Source organism: Mesorhizobium sp. B2-6-1 (genome assembly GCF_006440475.1).
Lineage (GTDB): Bacteria > Pseudomonadota > Alphaproteobacteria > Rhizobiales > Rhizobiaceae > Mesorhizobium.
The window spans coordinates 344,012-370,141 of the sequence record NZ_VFUH01000004.1 but is presented as its reverse complement, the minus strand read 5'-3'; the positions used below and the strand labels follow the sequence as shown (position 1 = coordinate 370,141).

At 64.8% G+C, this 26,130-nt stretch carries 23 protein-coding genes and 1 tRNA gene; 11 read left to right on the top strand and 13 right to left on the bottom strand.

What is annotated here, in order from left to right; all coding sequences use genetic code 11:
- Positions 1–49: 49 nt before the first annotated feature.
- Complete coding sequence (locus tag FJ443_RS12125) at positions 50–865, bottom strand: ABC transporter ATP-binding protein (protein WP_140497256.1); 816 nt, start codon at positions 863–865, stop codon at positions 50–52.
- Positions 866–1,076: 211 nt separating this feature from the next.
- Between FJ443_RS12125 and FJ443_RS12120 the strand changes: the two genes are divergently transcribed.
- From FJ443_RS12120 to FJ443_RS12105, 4 genes are all read left to right on the top strand, one after another.
- On the top strand, positions 1,077–1,949 hold the full coding sequence (locus tag FJ443_RS12120) for a dimethylarginine dimethylaminohydrolase family protein (RefSeq protein ID WP_140556909.1): 873 nt from the start codon (positions 1,077–1,079) through the stop codon (positions 1,947–1,949).
- On the top strand, positions 1,919–2,590 hold the full coding sequence (locus FJ443_RS12115) for a TetR family transcriptional regulator C-terminal domain-containing protein (RefSeq protein WP_140497252.1): 672 nt from the start codon (positions 1,919–1,921) through the stop codon (positions 2,588–2,590). Before FJ443_RS12120 ends, FJ443_RS12115 begins: the two co-directional genes overlap by 31 nt.
- Entirely contained in the window at positions 2,590–4,170 is a 1,581-nt protein-coding gene (locus tag FJ443_RS12110; RefSeq protein ID WP_140664187.1) for a 5-guanidino-2-oxopentanoate decarboxylase, read from the top strand. The genes FJ443_RS12115 and FJ443_RS12110 overlap by 1 nt, the downstream gene beginning before the upstream one ends.
- Positions 4,171–4,382: 212 nt before the next feature.
- A complete protein-coding gene (locus FJ443_RS12105; protein ID WP_140664184.1) occupies positions 4,383–5,090 on the top strand; it encodes an SDR family NAD(P)-dependent oxidoreductase in 708 nt (235 codons plus the stop codon).
- A 111-nt stretch (positions 5,091–5,201) separates the two neighbouring features.
- On the opposite strand, the gene rpsA is transcribed toward FJ443_RS12105, so the two are convergent.
- From rpsA to aroA, 3 genes are all read right to left on the bottom strand, one after another.
- The gene (rpsA, locus tag FJ443_RS12100) at positions 5,202–6,899 is read right to left on the bottom strand and encodes a 30S ribosomal protein S1 (protein ID WP_140497246.1); all 1,698 of its coding nucleotides are present in this window, start codon (positions 6,897–6,899) and stop codon (positions 5,202–5,204) included.
- Between the two features lie 203 nt (positions 6,900–7,102).
- The gene (gene cmk / locus FJ443_RS12095; protein WP_140512881.1) at positions 7,103–7,753 is read right to left on the bottom strand and encodes a (d)CMP kinase; all 651 of its coding nucleotides are present in this window, start codon (positions 7,751–7,753) and stop codon (positions 7,103–7,105) included.
- A 263-nt stretch (positions 7,754–8,016) separates the two neighbouring features.
- Positions 8,017–9,375: a 3-phosphoshikimate 1-carboxyvinyltransferase gene (gene aroA / locus FJ443_RS12085; RefSeq protein WP_140649465.1), complete on the bottom strand. Its 1,359-nt coding sequence runs from the start codon at positions 9,373–9,375 to the stop codon at positions 8,017–8,019.
- Between the two features lie 207 nt (positions 9,376–9,582).
- On the opposite strand from aroA, the gene FJ443_RS12080 reads away from it, so the two are divergent.
- The 4 genes from FJ443_RS12080 (at position 9,583) to FJ443_RS12070 (ending at position 10,956) form a co-directional block, all read left to right on the top strand.
- On the top strand, positions 9,583–9,972 hold the full coding sequence (locus FJ443_RS12080; protein ID WP_140497238.1) for a TIGR02300 family protein: 390 nt from the start codon (positions 9,583–9,585) through the stop codon (positions 9,970–9,972).
- 173 nt (positions 9,973–10,145) lie between these two features.
- A tRNA-Ala gene (locus tag FJ443_RS12075) sits at positions 10,146–10,221 on the top strand.
- A 56-nt stretch (positions 10,222–10,277) separates the two neighbouring features.
- Positions 10,278–10,433 (top strand): hypothetical protein, encoded by a 156-nt coding sequence (locus FJ443_RS31150; protein ID WP_181168359.1) that lies wholly within the window; start codon positions 10,278–10,280, stop codon positions 10,431–10,433.
- 37 nt (positions 10,434–10,470) lie between these two features.
- Positions 10,471–10,956, top strand: coding sequence for a hypothetical protein (locus tag FJ443_RS12070; protein WP_140523500.1), 486 nt, complete (start codon positions 10,471–10,473; stop codon positions 10,954–10,956).
- Here FJ443_RS12070 and FJ443_RS12065 read toward each other — a convergent pair.
- From FJ443_RS12065 to FJ443_RS12045, 5 genes are all read right to left on the bottom strand, one after another.
- Positions 10,946–11,464 carry a hypothetical protein gene (locus tag FJ443_RS12065; RefSeq protein ID WP_140664181.1) on the bottom strand — a complete coding sequence of 173 codons (519 nt, stop codon included), beginning with the start codon at positions 11,462–11,464 and terminating at the stop codon, positions 10,946–10,948. The two genes, FJ443_RS12070 and FJ443_RS12065, sit on opposite strands and share 11 nt — an antisense overlap.
- Positions 11,457–14,339 carry a sarcosine oxidase subunit alpha family protein gene (locus FJ443_RS12060; protein WP_140664178.1) on the bottom strand — a complete coding sequence of 961 codons (2,883 nt, stop codon included), beginning with the start codon at positions 14,337–14,339 and terminating at the stop codon, positions 11,457–11,459. Before FJ443_RS12060 ends, FJ443_RS12065 begins: the two co-directional genes overlap by 8 nt.
- The gene (locus FJ443_RS12055; protein WP_140512890.1) at positions 14,336–14,602 is read right to left on the bottom strand and encodes a sarcosine oxidase subunit delta; all 267 of its coding nucleotides are present in this window, start codon (positions 14,600–14,602) and stop codon (positions 14,336–14,338) included. The genes FJ443_RS12060 and FJ443_RS12055 overlap by 4 nt, the downstream gene beginning before the upstream one ends.
- A gap of 70 nt (positions 14,603–14,672) precedes the next feature.
- Entirely contained in the window at positions 14,673–15,926 is a 1,254-nt protein-coding gene (locus FJ443_RS12050) for a sarcosine oxidase subunit beta family protein (protein WP_140664175.1), read from the bottom strand.
- Between the two features lie 94 nt (positions 15,927–16,020).
- Entirely contained in the window at positions 16,021–16,680 is a 660-nt protein-coding gene (locus tag FJ443_RS12045) for a TetR/AcrR family transcriptional regulator (RefSeq protein WP_181169871.1), read from the bottom strand.
- A gap of 265 nt (positions 16,681–16,945) precedes the next feature.
- Here FJ443_RS12045 and FJ443_RS12040 point away from each other — a divergent pair, with 265 nt between their 5' ends.
- Together FJ443_RS12040 and FJ443_RS12035 are read left to right on the top strand one after the other, a co-directional pair.
- Entirely contained in the window at positions 16,946–18,385 is a 1,440-nt protein-coding gene (locus tag FJ443_RS12040; protein WP_140664173.1) for an aldehyde dehydrogenase family protein, read from the top strand.
- A 73-nt stretch (positions 18,386–18,458) separates the two neighbouring features.
- A complete protein-coding gene (locus FJ443_RS12035) occupies positions 18,459–19,040 on the top strand; it encodes a DUF1349 domain-containing protein (RefSeq protein WP_140556896.1) in 582 nt (193 codons plus the stop codon).
- A gap of 31 nt (positions 19,041–19,071) precedes the next feature.
- Here FJ443_RS12035 and FJ443_RS12030 read toward each other — a convergent pair whose 3' ends face one another.
- From FJ443_RS12030 to FJ443_RS12015, 4 genes are all read right to left on the bottom strand, one after another.
- Positions 19,072–20,601, bottom strand: coding sequence for a mercuric reductase (locus tag FJ443_RS12030; protein ID WP_140523518.1), 1,530 nt, complete (start codon positions 20,599–20,601; stop codon positions 19,072–19,074).
- Entirely contained in the window at positions 20,591–21,934 is a 1,344-nt protein-coding gene (locus FJ443_RS12025; protein ID WP_140664246.1) for a glucoamylase family protein, read from the bottom strand. The genes FJ443_RS12030 and FJ443_RS12025 overlap by 11 nt, the downstream gene beginning before the upstream one ends.
- Positions 21,935–22,147: 213 nt before the next feature.
- The gene (locus FJ443_RS12020) at positions 22,148–22,900 is read right to left on the bottom strand and encodes an SDR family NAD(P)-dependent oxidoreductase (RefSeq protein ID WP_140512897.1); all 753 of its coding nucleotides are present in this window, start codon (positions 22,898–22,900) and stop codon (positions 22,148–22,150) included.
- A gap of 185 nt (positions 22,901–23,085) precedes the next feature.
- Positions 23,086–23,865, bottom strand: a complete 780-nt coding sequence (locus FJ443_RS12015; RefSeq protein ID WP_140657800.1) for a helix-turn-helix transcriptional regulator — start codon at positions 23,863–23,865, stop codon at positions 23,086–23,088.
- Positions 23,866–23,975: 110 nt separating this feature from the next.
- Here FJ443_RS12015 and FJ443_RS12010 point away from each other — a divergent pair, with 110 nt between their 5' ends.
- A complete protein-coding gene (locus FJ443_RS12010; RefSeq protein ID WP_281405530.1) occupies positions 23,976–26,117 on the top strand; it encodes a hydantoinase/oxoprolinase family protein in 2,142 nt (713 codons plus the stop codon).
- Positions 26,118–26,130: the final 13 nt, after the last annotated feature.

Sequence of the window (26,130 nt, the reverse complement as noted above, 5' to 3'; positions counted from 1 at the left end):
CGACTCCCAGTTTGTTGTTGGTTCCCGGTTTTCTTCCGCCCTCGGTTTGCTAGCCGATGTTGCGAATGAATTGCTTGAGCCTTTCGGATCTGGGCGCGCCGAAGATCTGCTCCGGCGGGCCTTCCTCCTCGACCAGTCCATTGTAGAGATAGACGACATGCGTCGCGACCTCGCGCGCGAACTTCATCTCGTGGGTGACCAGCACCATGGTGCGGCCTTCGCGCGCCAGATCGCCGATCACTCTAAGCACCTCGCCGACCAGTTCGGGGTCGAGCGCCGAGGTCGGTTCGTCGAACAGCATGACGCGCGGATTGATCGCCAATGCGCGAGCGATCGCGGCGCGCTGCTGCTGGCCGCCCGACAGGTAGGCCGGATAGACATCCCGCTTTTCGGCGAGGCCGACGCGGACGAGCAGTTTTTCGGCCTGGGCGATCGCCGCGTCGCGCTTGACGCCCAGCACATGCACGGGAACCTCGATGACGTTCTCGATCAGCGTCATGTGGCTCCACAGATTGAAATTCTGGAACACCATGCCGAGCTTGGAGCGGATGCGTTCGATCTGCCTGCGGTCGGCCGGCACGGTATGGCCGTGGCTGTCCGCCTTCAGCTTGATCTCCTCGCCATTGACGCGAATGATGCCGCTGGTCGGATTCTCCAGGCAGTTGATGCAGCGCAACAGCGTCGATTTGCCTGAGCCCGAACCGCCGATGATGGCGATGACCTCGCCGTCGCGCGCCGACAGCGAGACGCCCTTCAGCACGTGCAGCTCACCGAATTTCTTGTGCAGGTTCTCGACGTGGATGGCTTCGGCGGCGCCATTTTGCGCCTCACCGGATGGGGCTGCGGCAACTCCCGCCGTGCTCAACAGGTGACCTCCGTGTAGTCGATGGCAGCTCGTCGAACGTCTACCCGGCTAATCAACATACGCTGTACTGCCCCGCTCCAGACTTCAGCATGGACCCAACTGCGCGAGCCCGTCAATCCCGCTCATTACGGCACTTGCGGCCTTGTTGTGCAAGTGTATAAATAGCCTTTCATGAAATTTTCTCGATTTTTTTCAGCTAAAAAGGGCACCGATGAGCGCTTTCGGATCACAGTCCATGGCGGCGACGCTGCGGCGCGTGCTGATGCGGTCGGCGGCCAACGCCATGCGCGACGCCGACAGATCTGCCTGGCACTATGGCCCGGGGTTCAATCCGGCGAAAGCTGCCTCGCAGCACGCGGCCCTTGCTGAGTTGGTAGCGGCTTCCGGCGCTGAAATCGAATGGATCGAAGACAAGGCCGACGGACTTTCGGATTCGGTGTTCACGCACGACCCATCGCTGATGACCGGTCGCGGCGCGCTGATCCTGTCCATGGGTAAGCCACTACGCGCCAGGGAGCCCTCGCTGCATGAGGAAACCTACACAAGGCTGGGCATTCCGATCCTCGGCCGCGTCGAGGCTCCCGGTCAGGTCGAAGGCGGTGATTGTGTCTGGGTAGACGCCCGCACGCTGGCGATCGGGCGCGGTGTCCGCTCCAACCAGGAAGGCATCCAGCAGGTTTCCAACCTGCTGACGCCGCTGGGCGTTTCCGTCTACGGCTTTGATCTGCCGCTGTGGCAGGGCGAAGAGGCGTGCCTGCATCTGATGTCGGTGATCAGCCCGTTGGCGGACGACCTCGCGCTGGTTTATTCGCCGCTTTTGCCGGCCCCGTTCTATCAAATGCTGAAGGCACGCGGCATCCGGCTGGTCGAAGGCGATGCCGAGGAGTTCGCTGCTTCCAACGGCCTCAGCCTTAACGTACTGCCGACCAGCCCGCTCAATGTCATTGCCGTTGCAGGCTTTCCCAAGACCAAGGCCGCGATGGAGGCCGTCGGCTGCATGGTTGAAGTCTTCGAGGCGGATGCGCTCTGCATCGCCTGCGAAGGTGGGCCGACATGCCTGACGCGGCCGATCCTGCGCCAATGAATGCGCCATCCCGCCGCAAGTTCCGTCGCGAGGGCGAGGAGCGGCGGCGGCAGGATCTGATCGAGGCGACTCTGGACAGCGTGGCCGAACATGGGCTGCAGGGCGCCACCTTGCGCACCATCGCATTGCGGGCCGGCGTTACCGCCGGGCTGATCCGGCACTATTTCCCCGGCAAGGAAGAATTGCTGCAGGAGGCCTATACGGCACTGGTCGGCCGCATGACCGAGCAGGCGAAAGCAGCATTGGTCATGGAAGATGCCTCGCCGCGGCAACGCCTTGCGGCTTTCGTCACCGCCAACCTCAACGCGCCGATCATCGACGCGCGGGTTTTTTCGCTCTGGGCAACCTTCATCGGCCGCGCCGGTGCGGATCCGACCCTGGCCCGTGCCCACCGCGAAGGCTATCTCGGCTTTCGCAACGAGGTGGAGGCGGTTGTGGCCGAAGTGCTCGCCGCCGAACAGTGCAAGCCGGACGCAAGCCAGTTGCGCCACCATGCCATCGCGATCAACGCGATCATCGACGGACTCTGGATCGAAGGCTGCCTGGCCGGCGAGATGTTCTCGCCCGGCGAATTGGCGGCGATTGGGATCAAGGCTGTCGAAGCCGAGCTCGGCCTCGAGCCGGAAAGGGGAGAACACTAATGACCACCATTGGCGAAGCGTTGATTTCACTGCTCGAGGCGCATGGCGTCGACACCGTGTTCGGTATTCCCGGCGTCCACACGGTCGAGCTTTATCGCGGGTTGGCGCGTTCGAGGATCCGCCATGTCACGCCGCGCCACGAGCAGGGCGCGGGCTTCATGGCCGACGGCTATGCGCGCGCCGGCGGCCGGCCGGGCGTCGCCTTCGTCATCACCGGCCCGGGTCTGACCAACACCATCACCGCCATGGCACAGGCGCGCGCCGATTCGGTGCCGATGCTGGTAATCTCGGGCGTCAACGCCACGCCGACGCTTGGCAAGGGCCTGGGCTTCCTGCACGAGCTGCCGGACCAGCGCGGCATGATGGAAAAGGTGGCGCTGTTTTCGCAACGCATCACCGAGGCCGGCGAACTGCCCGGCGCGCTCGCCCGTGCCTTCGCGCTGTTTTCCTCGTCGCGGCCGGGCCCGGTGCATATCGAGATTCCGACCGACGTCATGGTCAAGCCTGCCGATGGGATCGCGGCGGTGCTGAGCAATGCCGCGCCACCGGCTGCCGGGGCGACGGCCATCGCCGCGGCGGCCAGCCTTTGTGCGGCGGCTCGGCACCCGCTCATCCTGGCCGGCGGCGGCGCCAAGCGCGCCGAGGATGCGCTGCGGCGCCTGGCCGAAAGGCTGGGCGCGCCGGTCGTCGAGACGACCAATGCGCGCGGCCTGCTCCACCGCCATCCGCTCTGCGTACCGGCCAGTCCCAGCCTGAAAGCCATCCGCGCGCTGATGGGCGAGGCCGATCTGGTCATTGCCGCCGGCACCGAGTTCGGCCCGACCGATTATGACGGCTATGGCGATGGCGGATTTGTCCTGCCGGCCAATCTGATCCGCATCGACATCGGCGCCGATCAGCTGGCGCGCCGTCCGGCGACGGTGGCCATCCAGGCCGACTGCGCCGAGGCGATCGAAGCCTTGCTTGCCGCGCTCGGCTCGGTCGACGCGGGCAGGCAGGACGGGAAGAACCGCGCCGCGGCGGCGCGAAAGGCGGCTCGCGCCGAACTGACCCCCGTCCATGCGGCGCAGGTCCACGCGGTGGAAGCCATCCGCGACGCCCTGCCGGGCGCGATCATCGTCGGCGACTCCACCCAGCCCGTCTACGCCGCCAACCTCTATTACGATCACGACCGGCCGGGCGGCTGGTTCAACGCCGTCACCGGCTTCGGCGCGCTGGGCTACGGCCCGCCGGCGGCGGTGGGCGCGGCGCTCGCCATGCCAGACGCGCCGATCGTCTGCCTCACCGGCGACGGTGGCTTCCAGTTCACCTTACCCGAGCTTGGCGCGGCGCTTGATGCCGCGGCACCCGTTATCTTCGTCGTCTGGAATAACAGGGGCTATCGCGAGATCGAGACTTCGATGCTCGACGTCGGCGTGGAACCCGTCGGCGTGTCCCCGGCACCGCCGGATTTCTGCAAACTGGCCGAGGCCTATGGCATCGGCGCCGAACGGATCGCCGATACCGGCGCCTTACCACTCGCGCTGAAGCGCGCCCGGGCAACGGGGTTGCCGCGCGTCATCGAAATCACGGTCGAGTGAAGCTTCACGCCGGCGTCGATTTTCCTACTTGCATCGTGGTCATTCGCCGGCTTGGCTTTTGCGCGGCAACAATCGCCGCTGCCCGACACATGCAAAGACGCGACGGCTGCCATGTCGAGATATCAATTGAGTGATCGCACGAAAGGCGCGACGCTTCGCGTCGGCGCGGCGAAACAAGCGACATAATCAAAAAAAGACAGGAGCGGTCCAGGATGACGGAAACACTTCGGGGCAGGCACATCGTTGTGACCGGTGGGACCGGTGCGCTCGGCGGCGCGGTCGTCGGCAAGCTGCTGGGCGAGGGCGCGGTCTGCCATGTGCCGAACGCCCATGCCGCGGCACCTTCGCATTTCCCTTTCACCACCCACGAGAACGTCAGGCTGGCACACAATGTCGACCTGTCGGACTCCGCCAAGGTCGAAGCCTTCTATGCCCAGGTTCCCGCCCTGTGGGGATCGATCCATCTGGCCGGCGGCTTTGCCAAGGCGCCTGTGGAGAAGATCGAATCCGCCTCCTTTGCCGAGATGATGGATACCAATGCCCGCACCGCGTTCCTGTGCAGCCGTGCGGCGGTGCGCTCGATGCTGGCGGCGGGCACCGCCGGCCGCGTCGTCAATGTCACGGCACGCGCCGGGCTCGATCCGCGCCGCGGCTCGGGCATGGTCGCCTATGCCGCCTCCAAAGCAGCGGTCGCGGCGATGACGGTGGCGATGGCGGAAGAGCTGAAGCACCAGGGCATCCTGGTCAATGCGGTGGCCCCCTCGACGCTCGACACGCCGGCCAACCGTGCCGACATGCCGGATGCCGATTTCAGCAAATGGGTCAGCCTTGAAGCGGCGGCCGAGGCCATCGCCTACCTTGCCTCGCCCGCCAACCAGGCGATGAGCGGCACGCTGGTGCCGCTCTACGGTCGCGCATAAGGCGCATAGTTGATTCCGACGATCCTCGGGCTGCGTCCGAGTTTCCGACAAAGAAAAACCCCGCCGGATCGCTCCGGCGGGGTTTTGTTTCGGGCCTGTGCGAAAGGGCGATTAGCTGCCCTGCTTCTTCAGCGCGGCGCCCAGGATGTCGCCCAGCGAGGCGCCGGAGTCGGTCGAGCCGTACTGGGCGACCGCTTCCTTCTCCTCGGCGATTTCCAGCGCCTTGATCGAGACCTGCAGCTTGCGGGTCTTCTTGTCGAAGGCGATGACGCGGGCGTCGACCTTCTGGCCGACGGTGAAGCGCTCGGGGCGCTGCTCGTCGCGGTCACGGGAAAGGTCGGAGCGCTTGATGAAGGTCTCGATGCCGCTTTCCACCAGCCGCACTTCCAGACCGCCATCCTTGACGCCGATGACCTCACAGGTGACGACGGCGTTCTTGCGCAGCTCGCCTGAAGTCGCCGCTTCGCCAACCGTGTCGCGGGCCAGCTGCTTGATGCCGAGCGAGATGCGCTCCTTCTCGATGTCGACGTCGAGCACCTGCGCCTTGACCATGTCGCCGCGATTGTACTCCTCGATCACCTGCTCGCCCGGACGGGTCCAGTCGAGGTCGGAAAGGTGCACCATGCCGTCCACGTCGCCTTCCAGGCCGATGAACAGGCCGAACTCGGTCTTGTTCTTGACCTCGCCCTCGACCTGGCTGCCGACCGGATGGCTGCGAGCGAAAGCCTCCCACGGGTTCTCCAGCGTCTGCTTGAGACCGAGCGAGATGCGGCGCTTGGCCGGATCGACTTCGAGCACCACGACATCGACTTCCTGCGTCGTCGACAGGATCTTGCCGGGATGCACGTTCTTCTTGGTCCACGACATTTCCGAAACGTGGATAAGGCCTTCGATGCCCGGCTCCAGCTCGACGAACGCGCCGTAGTCGGTGATGTTGGTGACGGTGCCTTTGATCTTCTTGCCGATCGGGAACTTGGTGCCGATCTCCGACCACGGATCGCTCTCGAGCTGCTTCATGCCGAGCGAGATACGGTGCGTTTCCTGGTTGATGCGGATGATCTGCACCTTGACCGTCTGGCCGATGTTGAGGATCTCGGTCGGATGGTTGACGCGGCGCCATGCCATGTCGGTGACATGCAGCAGGCCGTCGATGCCGCCGAGGTCGACGAACGCACCGTAATCGGTGATGTTCTTGACCACGCCTTCGACCACCTGGCCTTCTTCGAGGTTCTGCACGATTTCCGAACGCTGTTCGGCGCGGCTCTCCTCGAGCACGGTGCGGCGCGACACCACGATGTTGCCGCGGCGGCGATCCATCTTGAGGATCTCGAAAGGCTGCGGGTTGTGCATCAGCGGCGACACGTCGCGGATCGGGCGGATGTCGACCTGGCTGCGCGGCAGGAACGCCACGGCGCCGTCGAGGTCGACGGTGAAGCCGCCCTTGACCTGGTTGAAGATGACGCCTTCGACGCGCTCACCCTTGGTGAACTTCTCTTCGAGACGCACCCAGCTCTCTTCGCGGCGAGCCTTCTCGCGCGACAGCATGGCTTCGCCAAGCGCGTTCTCGATGCGCTCGACATAGACTTCGACCGTGTCGCCGACCTTGAGGGTGGATTCCTTGCCCTTGGCGCCGAATTCCTTCAGCGGCACGCGGCCTTCGACCTTGAGGCCGACGTCGATGATGGCCATGTCCTTTTCGATCGCGGTGATCGTGCCCCGGACAACCTGGCCCTCGCCGGAATGGCCGGCGGTGAATGATTCTTCGAGCATGCTCGCGAAATCGTCGCGAGAGGGATTTGCTACAGACATTGTTTCTCCTGGAATACCCCGCATCTTTAGCGGGGCGTGCGCCGTGGGTTAGCGTTGCGTTGGCCTGCCGGCGTTCCGGGCAAAGAGCCCTTGGCCGCTTAAGGCGGCAAGTCCGGCGCATGAAGAATGCTGGCAGGCTGGTTCGTGCCCGATATGGGTATTTCCTTTGCCTCCAGCAACGGAAACTCGAGGGAAAACCCGGATCAGGCCTTGTTTCCCTTGGACAGCACGTCGTCGATGACAGTTCTGGCCGCGAGAAACGCGGCTTCTATAGCCATTTCGCTGGTATCAAGCAAGTGCGCGTCGGGGGCAGGCTTCAAGGGCGAGTCGGCGCGGCCCATGTCACGCTCGTCGCGGCGCCGGATATCGGCGAGGATTTCGGTGAAATCAGCCGTGCCGCCGATGCTCTCGATCTCCGCCAGCCGGCGCCTTGCCCGCACCTCGGCGCTCGCGGTCACATAGAGTTTGATGTCGGCATCGGGGCACACCACGGTGCCGATGTCGCGACCGTCGAGCACGGCACCCGGAGGGGATTTGGCAAACTCGCGCTGTTTCTCCACCAGGATGCGCCGCACCGTTGGAAACACCGCGACCTTCGAGGCCGCTTCGCCAACCGCATGCGCCGACAAGACGGCCCGGTCGAGCTTCGCCAGGTCGACTTGGCGCGCGGCCGTCTCGGCCGCCGAGACATTGTCGAGCGGCAAGCCAAGCCGCAGCAAGGCATGGGCGACGGCACGGTAGGTGAGGCCGGTGTCGAGCAGGTTCAGTCGGTAGTGATCGGCCAGACGCCGGGCGAGGGTGCCCTTGCCGGCTCCGGCCGGACCGTCGATGGCGATGGTGAAGACGTGTGTCATTGGCAGGCCAGCATACCTGAAACCGAACAGCGTAGCGGTCCGGAGAGAGCTTGCGATCCGTCGCGCCCCCCTCTGTCCTGCCGGACATCTCCCCCACAAGGGGGGAGATTGGCAGTTCCGACGCCTCGCTCACTTCTGCAACGCGGGCGATTTGCGAAGGCCGCTGTGACGGCTGATCTCCCCCCTCGTGGGGGAGATGTCCGGCAGGACAGAGGGGGGCGCTGTCCTGCCGGCATTTCAGTTTGGCCCCAACCCATCAACTCTCACCCGATCTCCGCCCCAAGCCCCGTCATCAGGCTCATGAACTCCGGGAAACTTGTCGCGATCATGTTGGCGTCGTCGATGGTCACCGGCTTCTCGGTCGCCAGCCCCATGATCAGGAAGCTCATGGCGATGCGGTGGTCGAGATGCGTCTGCACGGTCGTGTCCGGGCCATTGGGGTGGCCGCCGAGCCCCTTGCCGCCGGGCTTTCCGCGCACCGCGAGCGATGCCTCACCCTCTGTGCAGTCGACGCCGTTGAGCTTGAGCCCATTGGCTACCGCCGACAGCCGGTCGGATTCCTTTACCCTGAGTTCCTCCAGCCCCTGCATCAGCGTCTCGCCCTCGGCGAAGCTGGCGGCAACCGCCAGCACCGGATATTCGTCGATCATCGACGGCGCCCGTTCGGCCGGCACGGTGACGCCCTTGAGTTCGGAGTAACGCACGCGCAGGTCCGCGACATCCTCACCGCCGGCGTTACGCGGGTTCAAGATCTCGATCTGCCCGCCCATCTCCTGCAAAGTCAAAAGCAACCCGGTGCGGGTCGGGTTCATCAGCACGTTTTCGATCACGATCTCGGAACCCGGCACGATCAGCGCGGCCACCAGCGGGAAGCCGGCCGAGGATGGGTCGCCCGGCACGGCGATCGTCTGGCCGGTGAGCTTGCCCTGGCCCTCGATGAAGATATGGCGCACGCCGCGCTCGTCGGTCTCGACCGACAAATTGGCGCCAAAGCCTTTCAGCATCTTTTCGGTGTGGTCGCGCGTCATGACAGGCTCGATGACGGTGGTGATGCCGGGCGTGTTGAGGCCGGCGAGAAGCACCGCCGATTTCACCTGCGCGGAGGCCATCGGCACGCGATAGGTGATCGGGGCGGCATGCTTTGGCCCATGCAGCGTGATCGGCATGCGGTCGCCGGGCGTTGCCTTCAGCACCTGCACGCCCATCTGGCGCAGCGGCTCCAGCACGCGGCCCATCGGCCGGCCTGACAAGGAAGCATCGCCGATGAAGGTCGTTTCCATGTCATAGGTGCCGACCAGCCCCATGGTCAGCCGCGAGCCGGTACCGGCATTGCCGAAGTCGAGCGGCCCTTCCGGCTGCAGCAGCGCGCCGTTGCCGGTGCCGCGGATCACCCATTCGTCGCCGCGCTTCTCGATATGCGCGCCCATCGCCTTCATGGCGGCGCCGGTGCGCATGACGTCCTCGCCTTCGAGCAGGCCGGTGATGCGGGTCTCGCCGGAGGCGAGCCCGCCGAACATGAAGGAGCGGTGCGAGATCGACTTGTCGCCCGGCACGCGCGCCGTACCGGAAAGCGCTTGACATTTGCGGGCGGTGGCCGGCTTGGAGGCGGCGGCGTGAGACATGGAATTTCCCTGGACGGAATGCCGGCGGGCCGGCGCTTTTCATTTGTTGCGGCGGTCTCGTATCACGGTGGGCCGAAATGGTCATCCCCCATGGTCGACGCTTGACGCTAGGCCTTCCAACGCATGGTTTTGTGACGCCGGCTTTTGGCTTTGACAGCGCTGCAAACAGTGGTTAAGGGGACCACTCTTTTATCGACGAGGCTTGCCGTGGCAAAAACCGAACTTGGCACAAAGCGTATCGACCCTGAAACGGGTCGAAAATTCTACGACCTGAACAAGGACCCGATCGTCTCGCCCTATACCGGCAAGACCTATCCGCGTTCCTATTTCGAGGAAGGCAAGATCGCCGCCCTCGAGGAGGAAGAGGAAGTGGCCGAGAAGGAAGTGGACGCCGAGGACGAGGAGGGCGTAGAAGTCGTCTCGCTCGAAGAGGCTGACGAAGACGTCAAGGGCGACGATCTGCCCGATCTCGGCGACGACGAGGATGATGTCGACCTGGGCGACGACGAGGACGATACGTTCCTCGCCGACGAAGAGGAAGAGGACGACGATGTCGCCGACATGATCGGCGTCGGCGACGACGACGACGAGGTCTGACAAGGCCGGGAACGCAAGCGTTTGCCGGCTTTCGCAGCTTGTGAAGAAAAAGCCGCTGATGAAGGCTTGATATTGACGAAGGGCGGGGTTAGAAGCCGCCTGCACTAACGGCGCGGTCTCCAACCCGCGCCGGATCTCTTCGCCGGAAACGGCGCCGGTTGACTGCCGGAAGTGGGGCCATAGCTCAGTTGGGAGAGCGCTTGAATGGCATTCAAGAGGTCGTCGGTTCGATTCCGATTGGCTCCACCAAACAGTCACTTTTCCAAATTTCGGGGTTGTAGAAACCGGATTCAGCTTCGGAATTGTTGGACATCGCTGCCCGCCGCAGCCTGAAGCGCGCCGCTCAGGCGGTCGACGCGGCGGTTTCGTTCTGGCCGCCCGCTCCACTGATGCTGGGCTGCCTGCCGATTTCGCTGCCGTCGGGCGCGCCGGTGCTTACGCAATATGCGGCCATTGACTAAAACGGTTCCTGTTTGATTCGCTTTGAACGGGACCGTCATGAGCAAAGCCCTCACGTCCTTCGCCCTGGTCGCGGTGCTGACAGCGCTGCTCATGGCCTTGAGCCTGGTGGTGGCCAGGCACGGCTACCCCTACGGTGCGATCGGCGTCAGGCGCCTCGACGGCATTGCCGATGCCGGGATGTTCATACCACTCGCCGCCGTCTATTTCTTCAGCGCGCTGCTGATGATGATCCTGCCGATCAGAGCCGCCAGCATCGTGCTCACCCATGCAGCCGATGCCATCTTCTGGACCGTGATCGTGCTCCTTGCCTCCATCGTAGGCTGTCTCGTCGCCAGATGGGCATTCAGCCAGCGCGACGCCCTATGGGCGCTGCTGAACTGGCGGTTCCTGTTTGCGGCGGCTATCGTCGGTTGCCACTTCGTCATGAACGAGCTTCGCCGCAACGTGCTCTTGCGCAGTCTGTTTTTCGTCGTCTTCGCGGCGGCCACGCTGGCCTGCCTGTTCTGGTCGTTCACGCTCTGAGAGCCGTTTCCATCCACGTCCACAGGTAGGATGCCAGGCCGCGATCGACATGGATGCGCAGCCTGTCCCGGTGGCGGTAGACGATGGCACTGACGCCGGCGAAGGAAAGTGCGGCACTGGCGCTTTCCTTGTTTGGGTCGAGCGTTGATCCGCGCGCGATGAAAGCGTCGATGGCCGAGCCTTTGACCTCGAACACATGAAGTCCAGCGCTGATCGCCGTCACCGCGAAACCTTCCGCGTGCCAACCCGCGGCGATGGCGAGCGGTGTGCTCGACACGACGAGCAGGCGGTCGCGCGCCAGACGCGCCGCATAGCGGTCACCTTGCGCGCTGCCAAAGGCGCCCACGCCGTTGCCATCCATGCCGGATCTCCGCGCCCAGGCGTCGAGGTTGCCGCTGACCAGCAATTGGTGAAGGCCCGGGATCGTGCGCGCCTCGAGACCCGGTGCACTGATGGTTGCCGACTGCCAGTCCGGCGCTACCGGCCATTTTTGGGCGAGATCACGCATTGAGCCGGTCTCCTGCCGGGTCGAAGGCGCATGGCGAGGTGATCGTCGCCGTCATCGCCTTGCCGAGATGCTGGATTTCGATCGTTTCGCCGTGGCGGGCCGCGCCGCGCTCGATCAGGCCGAGCGCAACCGGCCGGCCAAGCGTGGGGCTCCGGTAGCTCGATGTGACAAAGCCCTGGCTGCGCAGCTTGCCGCCGCTGCGCTTGATGCCATGCGCACCGGTTGGCAGCGGCGCTTCGCCGGACGGCACCGTCAGCCCGACCAGCTGCATGCGGTCGCCGCGCGAAGCCTCTTCGGTGAACAGCGAGCGGCGGCCGATGAATTCGGTCTGGCGCTTTGCCCGCGGGCCCTCGACGCCGAGGTCGTGCGGCAGGTTGGTGCCGTCGGTGTCCTTGCCGATCACGATGAAGCCTTTCTCGGCGCGCAGGATCATCAGCGCCTCGAGGCCGATGACAACCGCATCGAACGCCTGCCCGGCGTCGCGCAGGCGCGCCCACAAGGACTCCGCGCGATCGGCCCGGATGGAGATCTCGTAGCTTCTGTCGCCGGTGAAGCTGACGCGGGTGATGCGCACCTCGTCGCCGTCATAGCTGCCCTGGCCGACCGCCATGTGCGGCAGCTCGCCATCCTCGAGCGAAAGGCCGAGATCAACCGTCTCGAGCAGTTTCCGGGCGTTCGGTCCCGAAACGGTCAGGGTCGCCATTTCCGCGGTGGCGTTGTGGATGTAGACCGCGCCGCGCCCGAACCGGTCCTGGCGCCACTCCTCCAGTCGCGCATGCACGGCGGCCACGTGCGAGGACGAGCACGACACGACGAAGCGATGCTCGTCCAGCCGCACCAGCACGCCGTCATCGAAGACCACGCCATTCTCGGACAACATGAAGCCGTAGCGGCAGCGGCCCGGCTTCAGCGTCGACATCGTGTTGTAATAGACGAAATCGACGAACGCGGCCGCCTTGGGTCCGATCACCTCGATCTTGCCCAGCGTCGAGCCATCGAACAATGCGACGGACTGGCGGGCGCGGCGCGCCTCGTCCTGGATCGAGCGATCCGTATCGCCGCCGCCGCCGTAGTGGGCCGGGCGCAGCCAGCCGCCATACTCCTGGAACACGGCGCCGCTGGCACGATGCACGCTCTCCAGCGGCAGCCGCCGAACCGGCGCCATCAGTTCGCCGCTGCGCGCGCCGGCGAAGCTCGCCAGCGGAACCGGCGTGAACGGCGGACGATAGGTCGTGGTGCCGACTTCCGGCACCGTGCGGCCGGTGATCCCGGCCATCAGCGCCAGGCCCGGCAGGTTGGAGGTCTTGCCCTGGTCGGTCGCCATGCCGAGCGTCGTGTAGCGCTTCAGATGTTCGACCGAGACGAAATTTTCGCGCGCCGCCAGCTCTATGTCCTTCACCGTCACGTCGTTCTGGTAATCGATCCAGATGCGTCCCTTCGAACCCGGCGTTGGCCATGCCGCTACTATCCCGCTGGTCGCCTCCGTTCCGCTGCTGCGCGGCACTGCTGCCTTCGTCGGGCCGAGCGACGCGACGGCTTTCTGCGAACCGGCGAATACCTCCGACAACGAAACCGCGCCGGCGGCAGCTCCGGCCACCGCTATGGCCTCGACCGGGTCGCCCGGCAGGAAGGCCGCGCGCGCCTCGCTCCAGGCGAGATTGCCCTTGGCCTGGCCGAAGAGATGGATGGTCGGTGTCCAGCCGCCCGACACCAGCACGCAATCGGCGTCGAGCCTGGTGCCGTCGTCCAGCATCACACCCTCGACGCGCAGCTTGCCGGCCGCGGCGGTGAGCGCGCAGCCCTTGAGCATCCGCACCTTGGCGGGCGCGGCGGGCATACCGTCGCGCCTGATGTCGACAAGCGTGACGTCGGCGCCAGCCTCGGCGGCCGCCTCCGCCACTTCATAGGCGCTGTCATTGTTTGCGGCGACGACGATATGGCGGCCGGCCAGCACCGCATGGCGCCTGAGATAGCTGAGCGCTGCGTCCGCCGAGAGAATGCCCGGCAGGTCATTGTTGGCGAATGGCAGGGGCCGCTCGATGGCGCCCGTCGCCAGCACGATCCGGCGCGGCCTGACCCGCCACAGCGTGTCCGGCCGGCCGTCGAAATGGCGTTGGTTGAGCCCGACCAGATTATGGTCATAGATACCGAATGCGGTGGTCGAAGGCAGGACCAGGTGACCGCCGGCGGAAAGCCCCGCAACCGTCTCCTCGACCCAGACGGCGGCCGGTTTGCCGTCGATCTCGCCAGCGCGGTGACCGAGCGATCCGCCGGGCTTTTGCTGGTCGTCGACCAGCATGACGGACCGGCCTGCGCCGGCCGCCAGCCTTGCCGCTGCCAGCCCGGCCGGTCCGGCGCCGATCACCAGCACGTCGCAATGGTGGTTGATCTGGTCGGCCGGGCCGGGCGACGTCCAGTCCTTGTCGACCTGACCCAGTCCCGCCATGGCGCGAATGCGTGGCTCGAACATGTGCCAGTCCGGCCACATGAAGGTCTTGTAGTAGAAGGCGGCCGGAATGAAGCGGGAAAAGCGGTCGAGGAAGGCGTTGCGGTCGGCCAGCGCATTGGGTGTCGCGTTGACGCTTTTGGCCACCAGCCCGTCGCGCGCCGGCTCGGTCGTCGCACGCGTGTTCGGCGTCGTCTGCGGGCCGCTGATATCCACCAGCGCGTTCGGCTCTTCGACGCCCGCGCCCCAGATGCCGCGCGGCCGGTGGTATTTGAAGCTGCGGCCGACGACCGCGACATCGGCGGCCAGCAGCGCGGAGGCGATGGTGTCGCCGGCGAATCCCTGTACGGTGGCGCCGTCGAAGCTGAAGCGGATCGGGCGCGAGCGGTCGATGGCGCTGCCACCCGTGCTAAGGCGCGAGGCGGTCACGCCGCGTGCTCCCCGCCCAGGGCAGCCGAAGACAGCACCTTGTGCGTAACGGTGTCACGCTCCATGACGAAGAATTCGCCGCAGTTCATATGCACCCAGATCTCGCGCGCCGCGCCTTTTGGGTTGGAGCGCAGATAGAGGTAGTTGGCCCAGTGCTCGATCGGCACCTCGGCGCCATCAGGCCTGACATTGCCGGCATCGCCGCCATAGTGGAATTCGGTCTCGTCGCGCGGGCCGCAGAACGGGCAAGGGAAAAGCTGCATGGCAAACCTCAGTCGTCGTCTTATGCATGTCGTTGCCCTAAGGCCGCTCGGCGCTTTTGCGCGACATGCATCAATGCGCGATGCCGGAACCGGCCGCTTCGTCGATCAGCCGCCCGCTGGCGAAGCGGTCGAGATCGAAGGGGCGGCTGATGTCGTTGTGCCTGCCCGTTGCCAAAAGGTTCGCCAGAAGCGTGCCGCCGGCGGGGATCGCCTTGAAGCCGCCCGTGCCCCAGCCGCAATTGAGGAACAGATTGGGCAGTGGCGATTCACCGATGATCGGCGAGGAGTCCGGCACGACGTCGACGATCCCGGCCCATTGCCGCATCAGCTTCAGCTGGCCGAAGATCGGGAACATTTCCAACAGCCCCGCGATCACCCCCTCCAGCGTCGGCAGGTTACCGCGCTGGGCATAGGAGGGAGTGCGGTCGAGCCCGCCGCCGATGACGATCTCGCCCTTGTCGGATTGGCTGACATAGACGCCCGTGCCGGGCGACAGCACCACCGTGTCGAGGATCGGCTTGACCGGTTCGGTTACGCAGGCCTGCAGCGCATAGGAATTGATCGGCAGGCGGAAGCCGGCCTTGGCCGCCAGCACCGAGGAATGTCCTGCCACGGCCATGCCGATGCGGTCCGCGCGGATGGCGCCACGCGTCGTCTGGACGCCGCGGCAGCGGCCGCCCTCGACGATGAAGTCGGTGATTTCGCAGTTCTGGATGATGTCGACGCCGAGTCGGCTCGCGGCCCGTGCATAACCCCAGGCGACCGCGTCGTGGCGCGCGGTGCCGGCCCGGCTTTGCCAGATGCCGCCGAACACGGGAAAGCGCGCATTGGCCGTGAAATTGTAGATCGGCGCCACCCGGCGCACATCCTGGGGCGAAAACAGCTCCGCATCGATGCCGTTGATCTGCATGGCATTGACTGTGCGTGCCCCGGTCTCCATTTCGGCGGTCGAGTGGCACAGGCTGACCATGCCGCGCTGCGACAGCATGACGTTGTAGTTGAGGTCCTTCGACAGTCCCTCATAGAGCCGGTGCGCCAGCCCATAGAGCTCGACGCTCTGCGGATAGTAATAGTTGGAGCGCACCACGGTCGTGTTGCGGCCGGTATTGCCGCCGCCGATCCAGCCCTTTTCCAAAACCGCTACTCTGGCGATGCCGTGATTCTTCGCCAGGTAATAGGCCGTCGCCAGCCCGTGGCCGCCGCCGCCGATGACGATCGCGTCGTAGGACGGCTCCGGCTCGGGCGAGCGCCAGGCCGGCTCCCAGCCGGTCTGGCCGGCGAGGCCTTCCCTGAAGAGCGACAAAGCGGAATAGCGTCTGGTCATGGCGTGCTGGAGGAGGTTGGTTCAATGGGCTGAGGCGTAACGCTATTGTACATATATGTCTAGTTCGTGCCGTGATGTAAAAGCGCGGCTGTCGCTAACGGCTGCGCGAAAGCGTTTCCTCGACATAGCGCGAAAAATCCTCGACGTCCTGTGCCGTGGGCTCCTGGCCGGTGAAGCTGCGCAGATAGGACGCGACGTGCGGCAGACGGCTGCTCATCGGTTCATCGAGCTCGAGCGAGTAGTAGCCGATCTGCATGAAATAGAGCACGCGGGCGCGCACGAAGGCGTCTTCCTCGTCATAGCCGTGGCGCCTGAACATGTCGCGAATGGCGTCGACGCGCTCCTCGTCGGCGTCGTCGAGAGCCCGCCTGATGACGGGCGATCGCCGGGCCCACGCCCTGATCGCGAAATCCAGCTGCGGATCGAACAGCTTCTCGTCCACCCAGCACTCGAAGATGCTCATCACCCCGCGGATGACGGTCGCGGAAGGCCGCGCGGCGCGTTCGACGATGAACCTTGTATTGGTCTGCCGCCAATAATCCAGCAGTTGGTCGAGCAGGTCCTGGCGGCTCTTGAAGTACCAATAGAAACTGGAACGCGACACATCGAGCTTCTGGCCGAGCGTCTGCACACGGACGCTTTCGACGCCGTCCGAAATCAACGTTTCAAGCGCGAGCTTGAGCCAGTCTTCCCGGGTGACCTTGATGTTGCCGGTGGCGCCGGCGCGCTGGGTTGTCGTGTCGGTGGCTTCCATCGGCACGACGCATGACACGCCGCCCCGGGCAAATCAAGACTATGGACATACATGTACAGACCCGTTTCGTGGTGATTGGAACGATGTGTCGCCGAACCTGTTGGGCCAAGGACGATGCGACGCGGGCAGCAGGTCGCGCGGGGCCGCGAACCGAGAGACTTTGTCGCGGCCGTCCGCGCAAAGCGTGCTTTCCCGCAGCGCAATTGTCTGGCAAATACAATCACACAGATGCCGCCGCGCGGCGAACCAGCAGGAAAGACACGACATGGCACCGCTTCGACAGAACCTCATCGACGGCGAGTGGGTCGGCGATGCCGGCTCCCGCAACATCAACCCGTCCGATACCGGCGACATCGTCGGCGAATACGCTTCCGCAGGTGTCGAACATGCGGCACAGGCGATCGCCGCGGCCAAGGCGGCCTTTCCCGCCTGGTCGCGCTCGGGTCTGCTGGTCCGTCACGCGGTGCTGAAGAAGACGTCGGACGAGATCCTGGCGCGCAAGGACGAGATCGGCCGCAACCTTGCGCGCGAGGAAGGCAAGACGCTGGCCGAAGGCATTGGCGAGACCATTCGAGCCGCCCAGATCTTCGATTTCTTCGCCGGTGAGACACTGCGCCTCTCGGGCGAAGTCGTGCCTAGCGTGCGGCCGGGCGTCGGTGTCGAGATCACGCGCGAAGCGGTCGGCGTGGTTGGCATCATCACCCCTTGGAACTTCCCGATCGCCATTCCCGCCTGGAAGATCGCTCCGGCGCTTGCCCACGGCAACACCATCGTCTTCAAGCCGGCGGATCTCGTTCCCGAGAGCGCCTGGACCATCGTCGACATACTGCACCGTGCCGGCCTGCCCAAGGGCGTGCTCAACCTCGTCATGGGCAAGGGCTCGGTGGTCGGCCAGGCGATGCTTGACAGCCCGGACATCAACGCCATCACCTTCACCGGCTCGGTTGGCACCGGCAAGCGCGTCGCCGCGGCGAGCGTCGAGCACATGCGCAAGTTCCAGCTCGAAATGGGCGGCAAGAACCCGCTGGTGGTGCTCGATGATGCCGACCTCGCTACGGCTGTGGATTGCGCGATCAACGGCGCTTTCTTCTCGACCGGTCAGCGCTGCACGGCTTCGTCCCGGCTGATCGTGACGAACGGCATTCATGACCGTTTCGTCGAAGCGCTCAAGGAACGGATGGACAAACTGGTCGTCGGCGATGCGCTCGACGCGCAGACCCAGATCGGTCCCGTCGTCGATGCGACGCAGCTCAAGCAGGACGAAGACTACATCGCCATCGGCGTCAGGGAAGGCGCCACGCTCGCCTTCGGCGGCGAGCGGCTTGACCGCAAGACGCCGGGCTTCTTCCTGCGGCCGGCGCTGCTGACCGATGCCACCAACGCCATGCGCAGCTCGCGAGAGGAGATTTTCGGACCTGTCGCCAGCGTCATCCGCGTCAAGGGCTATGACGAGGCGCTCGCCGTCGCCAACGATACGCCATTCGGACTGACGTCCGGCATCTGCACGTCCAGCCTCAAGCACGCCACGCATTTCAAGCGCAATTCGGAGGCCGGCATGGTGATGGTCAACCTGCCGACGGCGGGTGTCGATTTCCATGTTCCCTTCGGTGGCCGCAAGGGCTCGAGCTACGGTCCGCGCGAACAGGGCCGATACGCCATGGAATTCTACACCACCGTGAAGACCGCCTACACATTCGCAGGCTGATCGGGGCGCAGGCTGATCGGGGCGCCGGCTGACCGGGCCGGCGAAGCCTTCGCGTGCACCAAGAGACAAGGCGATGACAGTTCAAGACAAGGATCTGACCTGGCTCAATCCGCCGCCGCATCATTCCATCGACGGCGATGCGGTTCATGTGCGCACCGGCAAGGAGACGGACTTCTGGCGCGAGACCTTTTACGGTTTCTGGCGCGACAACGGCCATTTCCTCTACAAGCGCGTAGAGGGCGATTTCACCGCGGAAGTCACCGTCAACGGACGCTATGAGGTGCTCTACGACCAGGCGGGGCTGATGCTCCGCCTCAGCGAAACGCATTGGATCAAGGCCGGCATCGAATACACCGACGGCGTCATGTATTTTTCGGTCGTCGTCACCAACGATGCCTCGGACTGGTCGTTGGCCACCATTCCGGCCGGTCCGGATGGCGTTGCGATCCGGTTGACCCGCCATGCCGAGACCATCCGCGTCCAGTACCTGGATGTCTCCGACGGTCATTGGAAGCCGGTGCGGCTCGCCTACTTCCCGGTCTCGAAGGCGGTCGATGTCGGCATGATGTGCTGTTCGCCGCAGCGCGAAGGCTTCGAGGTCACCTTCACCGGCTTTTCGGTCGGCCCGCCGATTTCGCGGGACCTGCACGGCTGAAGCCCGCGCCAACGCCGACGGGACACAAGTGTCATCGCCTGGACCACGCCAGCCAGCGTGCCGCCAGATGCCTCCACAAAGGGGTGAACCGCGTTCGCCGGTAAGCGTCGCCGGCCATTTTGATGCCTTGCGCCTGTGTCGGGAAGGGATGGATGACGTCGGCCAGCGCGTGCAATCCCATGCCCGACCTGATGGCGAGCGACACCCCGTTGATCATCTCGCCAGCATGGGCGGCGACCACGGTCGCACCGAGGATGCGGTCTGATCCTTCCCTGACATGGATTTTGACGAAACCCTCTTCCTCGCCGTCCATCACCGCGCGGGCGACATCGTGCATCAGCACCGTATAGGTCTTGACCGGAATGCCGTCGCGGCGCGCCTCCACCGGATAGAGGCCGACATGGGCGATTTCCGGATCGGTGTAGGTGCACCACGGAACCACCAATTCGCTCAGCCTCTTGCGCCCGAGAAACAGGGCGTTCTGCACGACCATGCGGGCTGTTGCTTCAGCGGTATGCGTGAATTTGTAGTCGAGGCAGACATCGCCCGCCGCATAGATGCGCGGGTTTGAGGTCCTGAGATAGTCGTCCACCTTGATGCCTTTGGCATCGTGGGCAACCCCCGCCTCGTCGAGGCCAAGACCGTCGACATTGGGCGAGCGGCCTATGCCGGTGATGATCTCGTCGACGGAAATGGTCGTCGTGTCGCCGTCCCGCACCAGGTCGGCGAGCTTCTTGTCGCCGTCCCTGCGCACCGCCACCACTTCGGTGTTCAGTCGGACCTCGACCCCCTCGCGCGCCAGCGCTTCCGAAAGGATCTGCGCGGCGTCGCGTTCCTCGCCGGGCAGGAACATCGGATCGCTCTGCGCCAGGATGACCTTCGCACCGAGCAGGCAGAAGGCCTGCGCTGTCTCGCAGCCAAGCGGCCCGCCGCCGATGACCAGCAGCCGCTTCGGGCAGTCGACAAGGTCGAACATCGTCTCGTTGCTGAGATAGCCGGCCTCGACCAGGCCGGGAATGGATGGAAACTCCGGCCTCGCGCCTGTCGCGATCAGCGCCTTGCGGAAGCGCAGCGTGGTTCCCGCGACGGTCACGCAATCGCTTCCCTCGAACCGGGCTTCGCCGAAATGAACGTCGATGCCCAGCGCAGCAAGCGCCTCTGCGCTGTCGGCATGGCTGATCCGTTGCCGGATGCGCCGCATTCTGGTCATCGCGCGCTGGAAATCGACGCGAAGATGGTCCGGCGCATCGGCTCCGAAATTCTCGGCATCGCGCATGTCGGCATAGAGCCTGGATGTACGGATGATCGACTTGGACGGGATGCAGCCGGTGTTGATGCACGTGCCGCCGATCAACCCGCGTTCGATCAGCGCCACTTTCGCGCCGAGGCTTGCCGCTTCGGTCGCGGCAGTCAAGCCGGCAGGCCCGGCGCCGACGACGACGAGATTGTATGGTCCGGTGGGCGGCGGGTTTCGCCAATGCGGCGGATGGGCGCCCCTGACCAGCTCGACATCATTGTGGTCGGCCGGAAAACCGGCAGCTTTCGTCCCTTCAAGCGACATCGCGGCCATCCGGGCTTGCCGGCTGCGACAGCCATCCGCCTGTGAACCCCGCCTTGTTAAGGCCGCGGCGGATGTACTGGTTGGAACGCATCAGCTCCCACAACAGGCGCGAGCGGTGGTTCTCGATCATCATCACCACGATGCCCTGGTCGAGGCCGAAATGGCCTTCCGACACCCAGCCGTCGCGGCCAAATTTTCGCCGGTTGGCCAGCGTCGGGTTGAAGCCGCTCGGCAGCCGGAAATTGTCGATCACCTGGGGGTAGCGATCCGCGAGATGGCGCAGCGCCGCCATGCAGATATCAGGCGCAAAAGGCAGCGACGCCGGATAGGACCACGGCGCGATCGTGCCGTCGTCCGGCCCGAAAGGCGCACCGCGCGCGACGTAGCCGGAAAACCGGCGCCGCCGCCGTTGTATGCTGCTGCGAAAGCCGCCCGGTCCGTCCCCGGCCGAAAGCCCCCAGAGGTTCTCTCCGTAGCCGTCATAGCCATGGGGGTTGTGCCGAGCATAGTCGCGGTGGAGGTAGGTCGAGCGGCGGCTGTTTTCGAAATAGTCCGAATTCTTCTCGCGCATGAAAGCATCGCGGATGCCGGCGAAATCGATCCAGGCATGAGAGAACTGGTGCATGAACAACGGACCGCCATAAAGCACGTCGTAGCCGTAGATGTTTTCCCACTGATAGGTCGCCGTCCAGCCCGCGTAGCTGTCGTCGGACGTCGGGCTGTCGGGCGAGGCCATCGACAGGACATAGAGGATCGTCGCCTCATTGTAGCCTTCCCAGCCATAGTGGAGAAAGCCGCTCTTCGGTTTCCAGCCCTGTCGCAACGTCGGACTGCTGCCTTGCGCCCATCGCCAGTCGACGCGCCGGTAGAGCGCCTCGGCCAGCCGGCGGATTTCGGCTTCCTCGTCATTGTCGCCCCGGAAATAGGCGCCCGCCACGAGAATGCCGGCCATCAGCAATGCCGTATCCACCATCGACAGTTCGCAGCGCCACACCCGAAGTCCGGTGCGAATGTCGAGGAAATGATAGTAAAAACCCTTGTGGCCGGTGACATCAGCGCCACTGCCTTGCGTGCTGGTCCAGAAGAAACGCAGCGCGGCGAGCGTCAGGTCCACCGCTGCTTCCCGCTCCATCCAGCCGCGCTCGACCCCGATCGGATAGCAAGAGAGCGCAAAGCCTACGACCGCGATGCTGGCCGGTGAATTCGACCGCGACGTGTCGGCGACCAGCCCGTTTGCGGGGTTCACGTTTTCCAGAAAATAGCCGAAGGCCGCGCGCTGGAAACGATCCAGAAGGTCGTCGTCCGACAGGATGGCAGGCTCGACCTTAAGCAAATGCGGCAAGCTCCGGTCCGGTCGTCGCGATTGCCGGGGAAAGGTGCAGGAATTGCGCGCGGGCCGAACTGTCACGCCTGGTCATGTCTTCGCCCTCATTGTTGCCGTTGCCGGGTTCCGGCTTCGGCCACTGTACGCTTGTCCAGCTCCGTTGGTTGCTTCCTCACGCGCAATTGTAGTGGCTTGCCGCCAGCCGGAAAGCGCCGCACCACATCAGTAGGTGGCGCGGCCGCCGGAGACGTCGAAGACGGCAGCCGTCGTGAACGAACATTCCTCCGAGGCGATCCAGCAAATCAGCGCCGCCACCTCGTCGAGCTCGCCAAAGCGCGCCATCGGTATCTTGGAGAGCATGAAATCGATATGCTCCTGGCTCATCTGCTTGAAGATCGCCGTGCGCACCGCCGCCGGCGTGACGCAGTTCACGGTTATGCCGGTCTTGGCCAGTTCCTTGCCGAGCGATTTGGTCAGGCCGATCACCGCGGCCTTGGATGTGCTGTAGGCGGAAGCGTTGGGATTGCCTTCCTTGCCGGCGATCGAGGCGATGTTGACGATGCGGCCGTAATTGCGCTCCAGCATGTGCGGGACGAGCGCCTTGTTGCAGTAGAAGACACCGTTGATGTTGATGTCGATGACCAGACGCCAGTCCTCCACCGGATAGTCCCAGGCGGTCATGTTGGGACCGGTGATGGCGGCGCTGGTGATCAGGATGTCGACCCCGCCATGCGCCTCGATCGTCGACCGCGCCGCCCGATCCACCGCCGCCGGGTCGGCGACATCGACGGTCTGGCCATGCAGCGCTGGGATCGAAGCCCTGGCCGCTTCGATCTGGGCGGGATCGCGGTCCCAAACCGAAACGCGCCCGCCTTCTTGGATCAGCCTCTGTGCGACGGCGAGGCCGATGCCGGATGCGCCGCCCGTAATCACCGCCGAGCGTCCGGCAAACCGTTCCGCGAAAATCGTCGGCATCTCATTTTCCCCTGTCCTGGCGCAAATCGGCTCCGCTCGGCGAAACCATGTTCGGGGGTGACTGTGAGGTCGCCGCCGGCCAAGTTCAAGCCGGCATGCACCTCGATCGTCTGGGCCAATCCCTGAGGCGCGTTATGCCGGGCTCCCCTCGATCTGCCTGTCCAGCGCTTGCACCAGCGCCAGGCCTATTTGTCCGAGCGGTACAGGAAGAACTGCAGGAACAATTCCCGCTCGGTGGTGATGTCGAGTTTCTCATAGATGCGCCGGCGATGGTTCTTGACCGTGCCGACGGTGATGCCGAGCCGCTCGGCAATGTTGGCGGTCGGATGGCCGGCCAGGATCAGTTGCACGAGCTCCCTTTCCCTGAGCGACAGTTCCGGCCACAGGCTCGCTGGAATTGTGGGCTGCTGGCGCGGCGAGGCGCCGGGGCTGGAGGGCGCCGAACTGCGCGAGAAATCGCTTCCACGCGCCTTGATGTCGAGCGCGTGCAGCGCCTCGAACACCGGCAGCCGCTCGGTCAGCAGGGCGATCTCGCTGTCCTTGAACGCCGTCGTCGAGCGATCGAGGAAAATGCCGAGGCACCAGTCGCCGCCATCGGCCAGCATGATGCCGACTTCATCGCAGATCTCCGATTGCGCGAGGAAGCCGGCTATGTACTGGCCGCGTTTCGCCTCGTCGTCGGCCAGTCGCTTGAGCGGCATGATGCCCAGCCGGCGCTCGCGCCGCCAGGAAGCGTAGAAGGGGTCGAACACGTAGTAATTATCAAGATAGCGCCGCACCATCTCGTCGGAGAAGCGCCGGTGCTTGACGAATTGCGGCGTCTGCGTCGCCGAGTAGCGCGTCACCGTCACCAGGTCATGCGCGATGTCGGCGCCGATCAGGTCGATCAGGCAGTCGACATGCCTGTCGGTGCCGGTGGCGGCGATCGCCATGGCGAGCGGCGCCCAGATGTTGCCCATGCGCATGCCTCTTTTTCGGCGACGAGCTCCCGCCCGTCATTGTGCCTTTAGGCATATGGCGCGATCCGGTCCCGCGAATCTAGCCTGTGGTCATGCTCGGCAAGGGAAGGCGACCCGTGGACCATATCTCTACCAATCCCATCGTCATCGGCATCGACGCCGGCGGCACCATGACCGACACCATCCTTGTCGATCAGGACGGCCGCTTCAAGATCGGCAAGTCGGCAACGACGCCGAAGAACGAGGCCGAGGGGTTCCTCGCCTCGGCCGAGGACGCGGCGGACGCCTGGGGCATCTCGCTCGAGGCCCTGTTTTCGGGCGTCAATGTGGTGCTCTATTCCGGCACCGGCATGCTCAACACGCTGCTGTCGCGCACCGGCAGGAAACTCGGCCTGATCACCACCAAGGGCCTTGAGGACATGATCCTGATGGGTCGCGGCCTGCAGGCCTGGGCCGACTATTCCTATGCCGACCGGCTGCACGCTGTGACACATCATCATCCCGATCCGCTGGTGCCGCGCCGCCGCACTCACGGCGTCACCGAGCGCATCGATCAGTTCGGCGACATCATCCTGCCGCTCTACGAATATGAGGTCCGTGCCGCGGCGAAAAAGCTGATCGCCGACAAGGTCGAGGCGGTCTGCATCATGACGATCTTCTCGCATGTCAATCCGGTGCATGAGAAGCGCATCGCCGAGATCTGCCGCGAGGAGATCGCCGCCGCCGGAGCCGACATCCTCGTCTACAGCAGCCATGAGGTGCGCCCGGTCATCCGCGAGCAGTCGCGGCTGAACTCGGTGCTGATCGAGGCCTACGCCACCTCGCGCGGCCGCAAGCAGCTCAAGGGGATCGAGGACGTCTCGAAGAAATACGGCTTCAGATATGGCGTCCAGACGCTGCTCTCCTTCGGCGGCCTCACCTCGATCAACCATCCGCGCCTGCACGAAACCATGATCTCCGGCCCGATCGGCGGCATTTTGGGCGCGGCCTATGTCGGCAAGCTGATCGGCAATGATTCCTTGATCTGCTCGGACATGGGCGGCACCTCCTTCGACATGGGCGTCATCACGCGCGGCCAGACCCGGATCGAGAACGAGCCGCTGATGGACCGGTTCAAGCTCAATGTGCCGACGCTGCATCTCGACACGATCGGCGCCGGCGCCGGCATGATCCTCAAAGTCGATCCGCTGACGAAGAAAGTTTCGCTCGGGCCGGAAAGCGCCGGTGCCGATCCCGGCCCGATCTGCTTCGCCAGGGGCGGCACCGAGCCGACCATCGCCGATTGCGACGCCATCCTTGGCCGGCTGAACCCGCATTATTTCCTCGGCGGCAAGGTCGTGCTGCAGGTCGAGAAGGCGCGCAAGGCCTTCGAGGAAAAGTGCTCCAGCCAGCTCGGCGTCGGCGTGGAGGAAGCCGCCGAAGGCATGATCGATATGCTGGAGGCCGACGCCAACAACGCGCTGCGCCGCGTCATCTCCGGCCAGGGGATCCACCCTTCGGAGTTCACATTGCTTTCCTATGGCGGCTCGGGGCCGCTGCATCTGGCCGGCTGCTCCAGGGGCATCGGCTTCAAGGATATCATCACCTTCCAGTTCGCCGCCGCCTTCTCCGCGTTCGGCTGCACCACGGCGGATTTCATGCGCCGGCATTCGGTATCGACCCAGATCGACATCGGCGCGCGGGCGAGTGAGGCCGAGCTGCTGGCCTTCGGTGCCAGAGTGACTGCGGTCTGGGACGATCTCACCAGGGCCGCGGTCGACGAGATGGTGGCCGACGGTCATGCGCTGGACAAGATCAGGACGGTGCCGTTCCTGATGATGCGCTATACCGGCCAGCTCGAGGACGTCGAGGTGATGGCGCCGCTCTCGGCGATCAATTCGGCCGGCGACATGTGCAAGGTCATCGACGAGTTCGAGGCGGTCTACGCCAAGGTCAACCATCGCGTCTCGCGTTATGGCGAAGCCGGCTTCTCGATCACCGAGCTCGGCCTGATCGCCACCGCCGACAAGGTCAAGCCCGTGCTGCTCAAGCGGCCGCTCGGCCCCTCAAACCCCGCATCCGCGCACAAGGGCGTGCGCGAGGCCTATATTGGCGGCCGCTGGCACAAGGCCGATCTCTACGAGATGGATCTTCTGCTGCCGGGGCATGAGGTGACCGGCCCGGCCATCATCGAACACCCCGCCACCACCCTCGTCGTCCATCCGCGGGACCGTGTCTTCGTCGACGAATGGACGCTGCTCCACTACTCCCACGCTTGAGAGGGCGAACGCC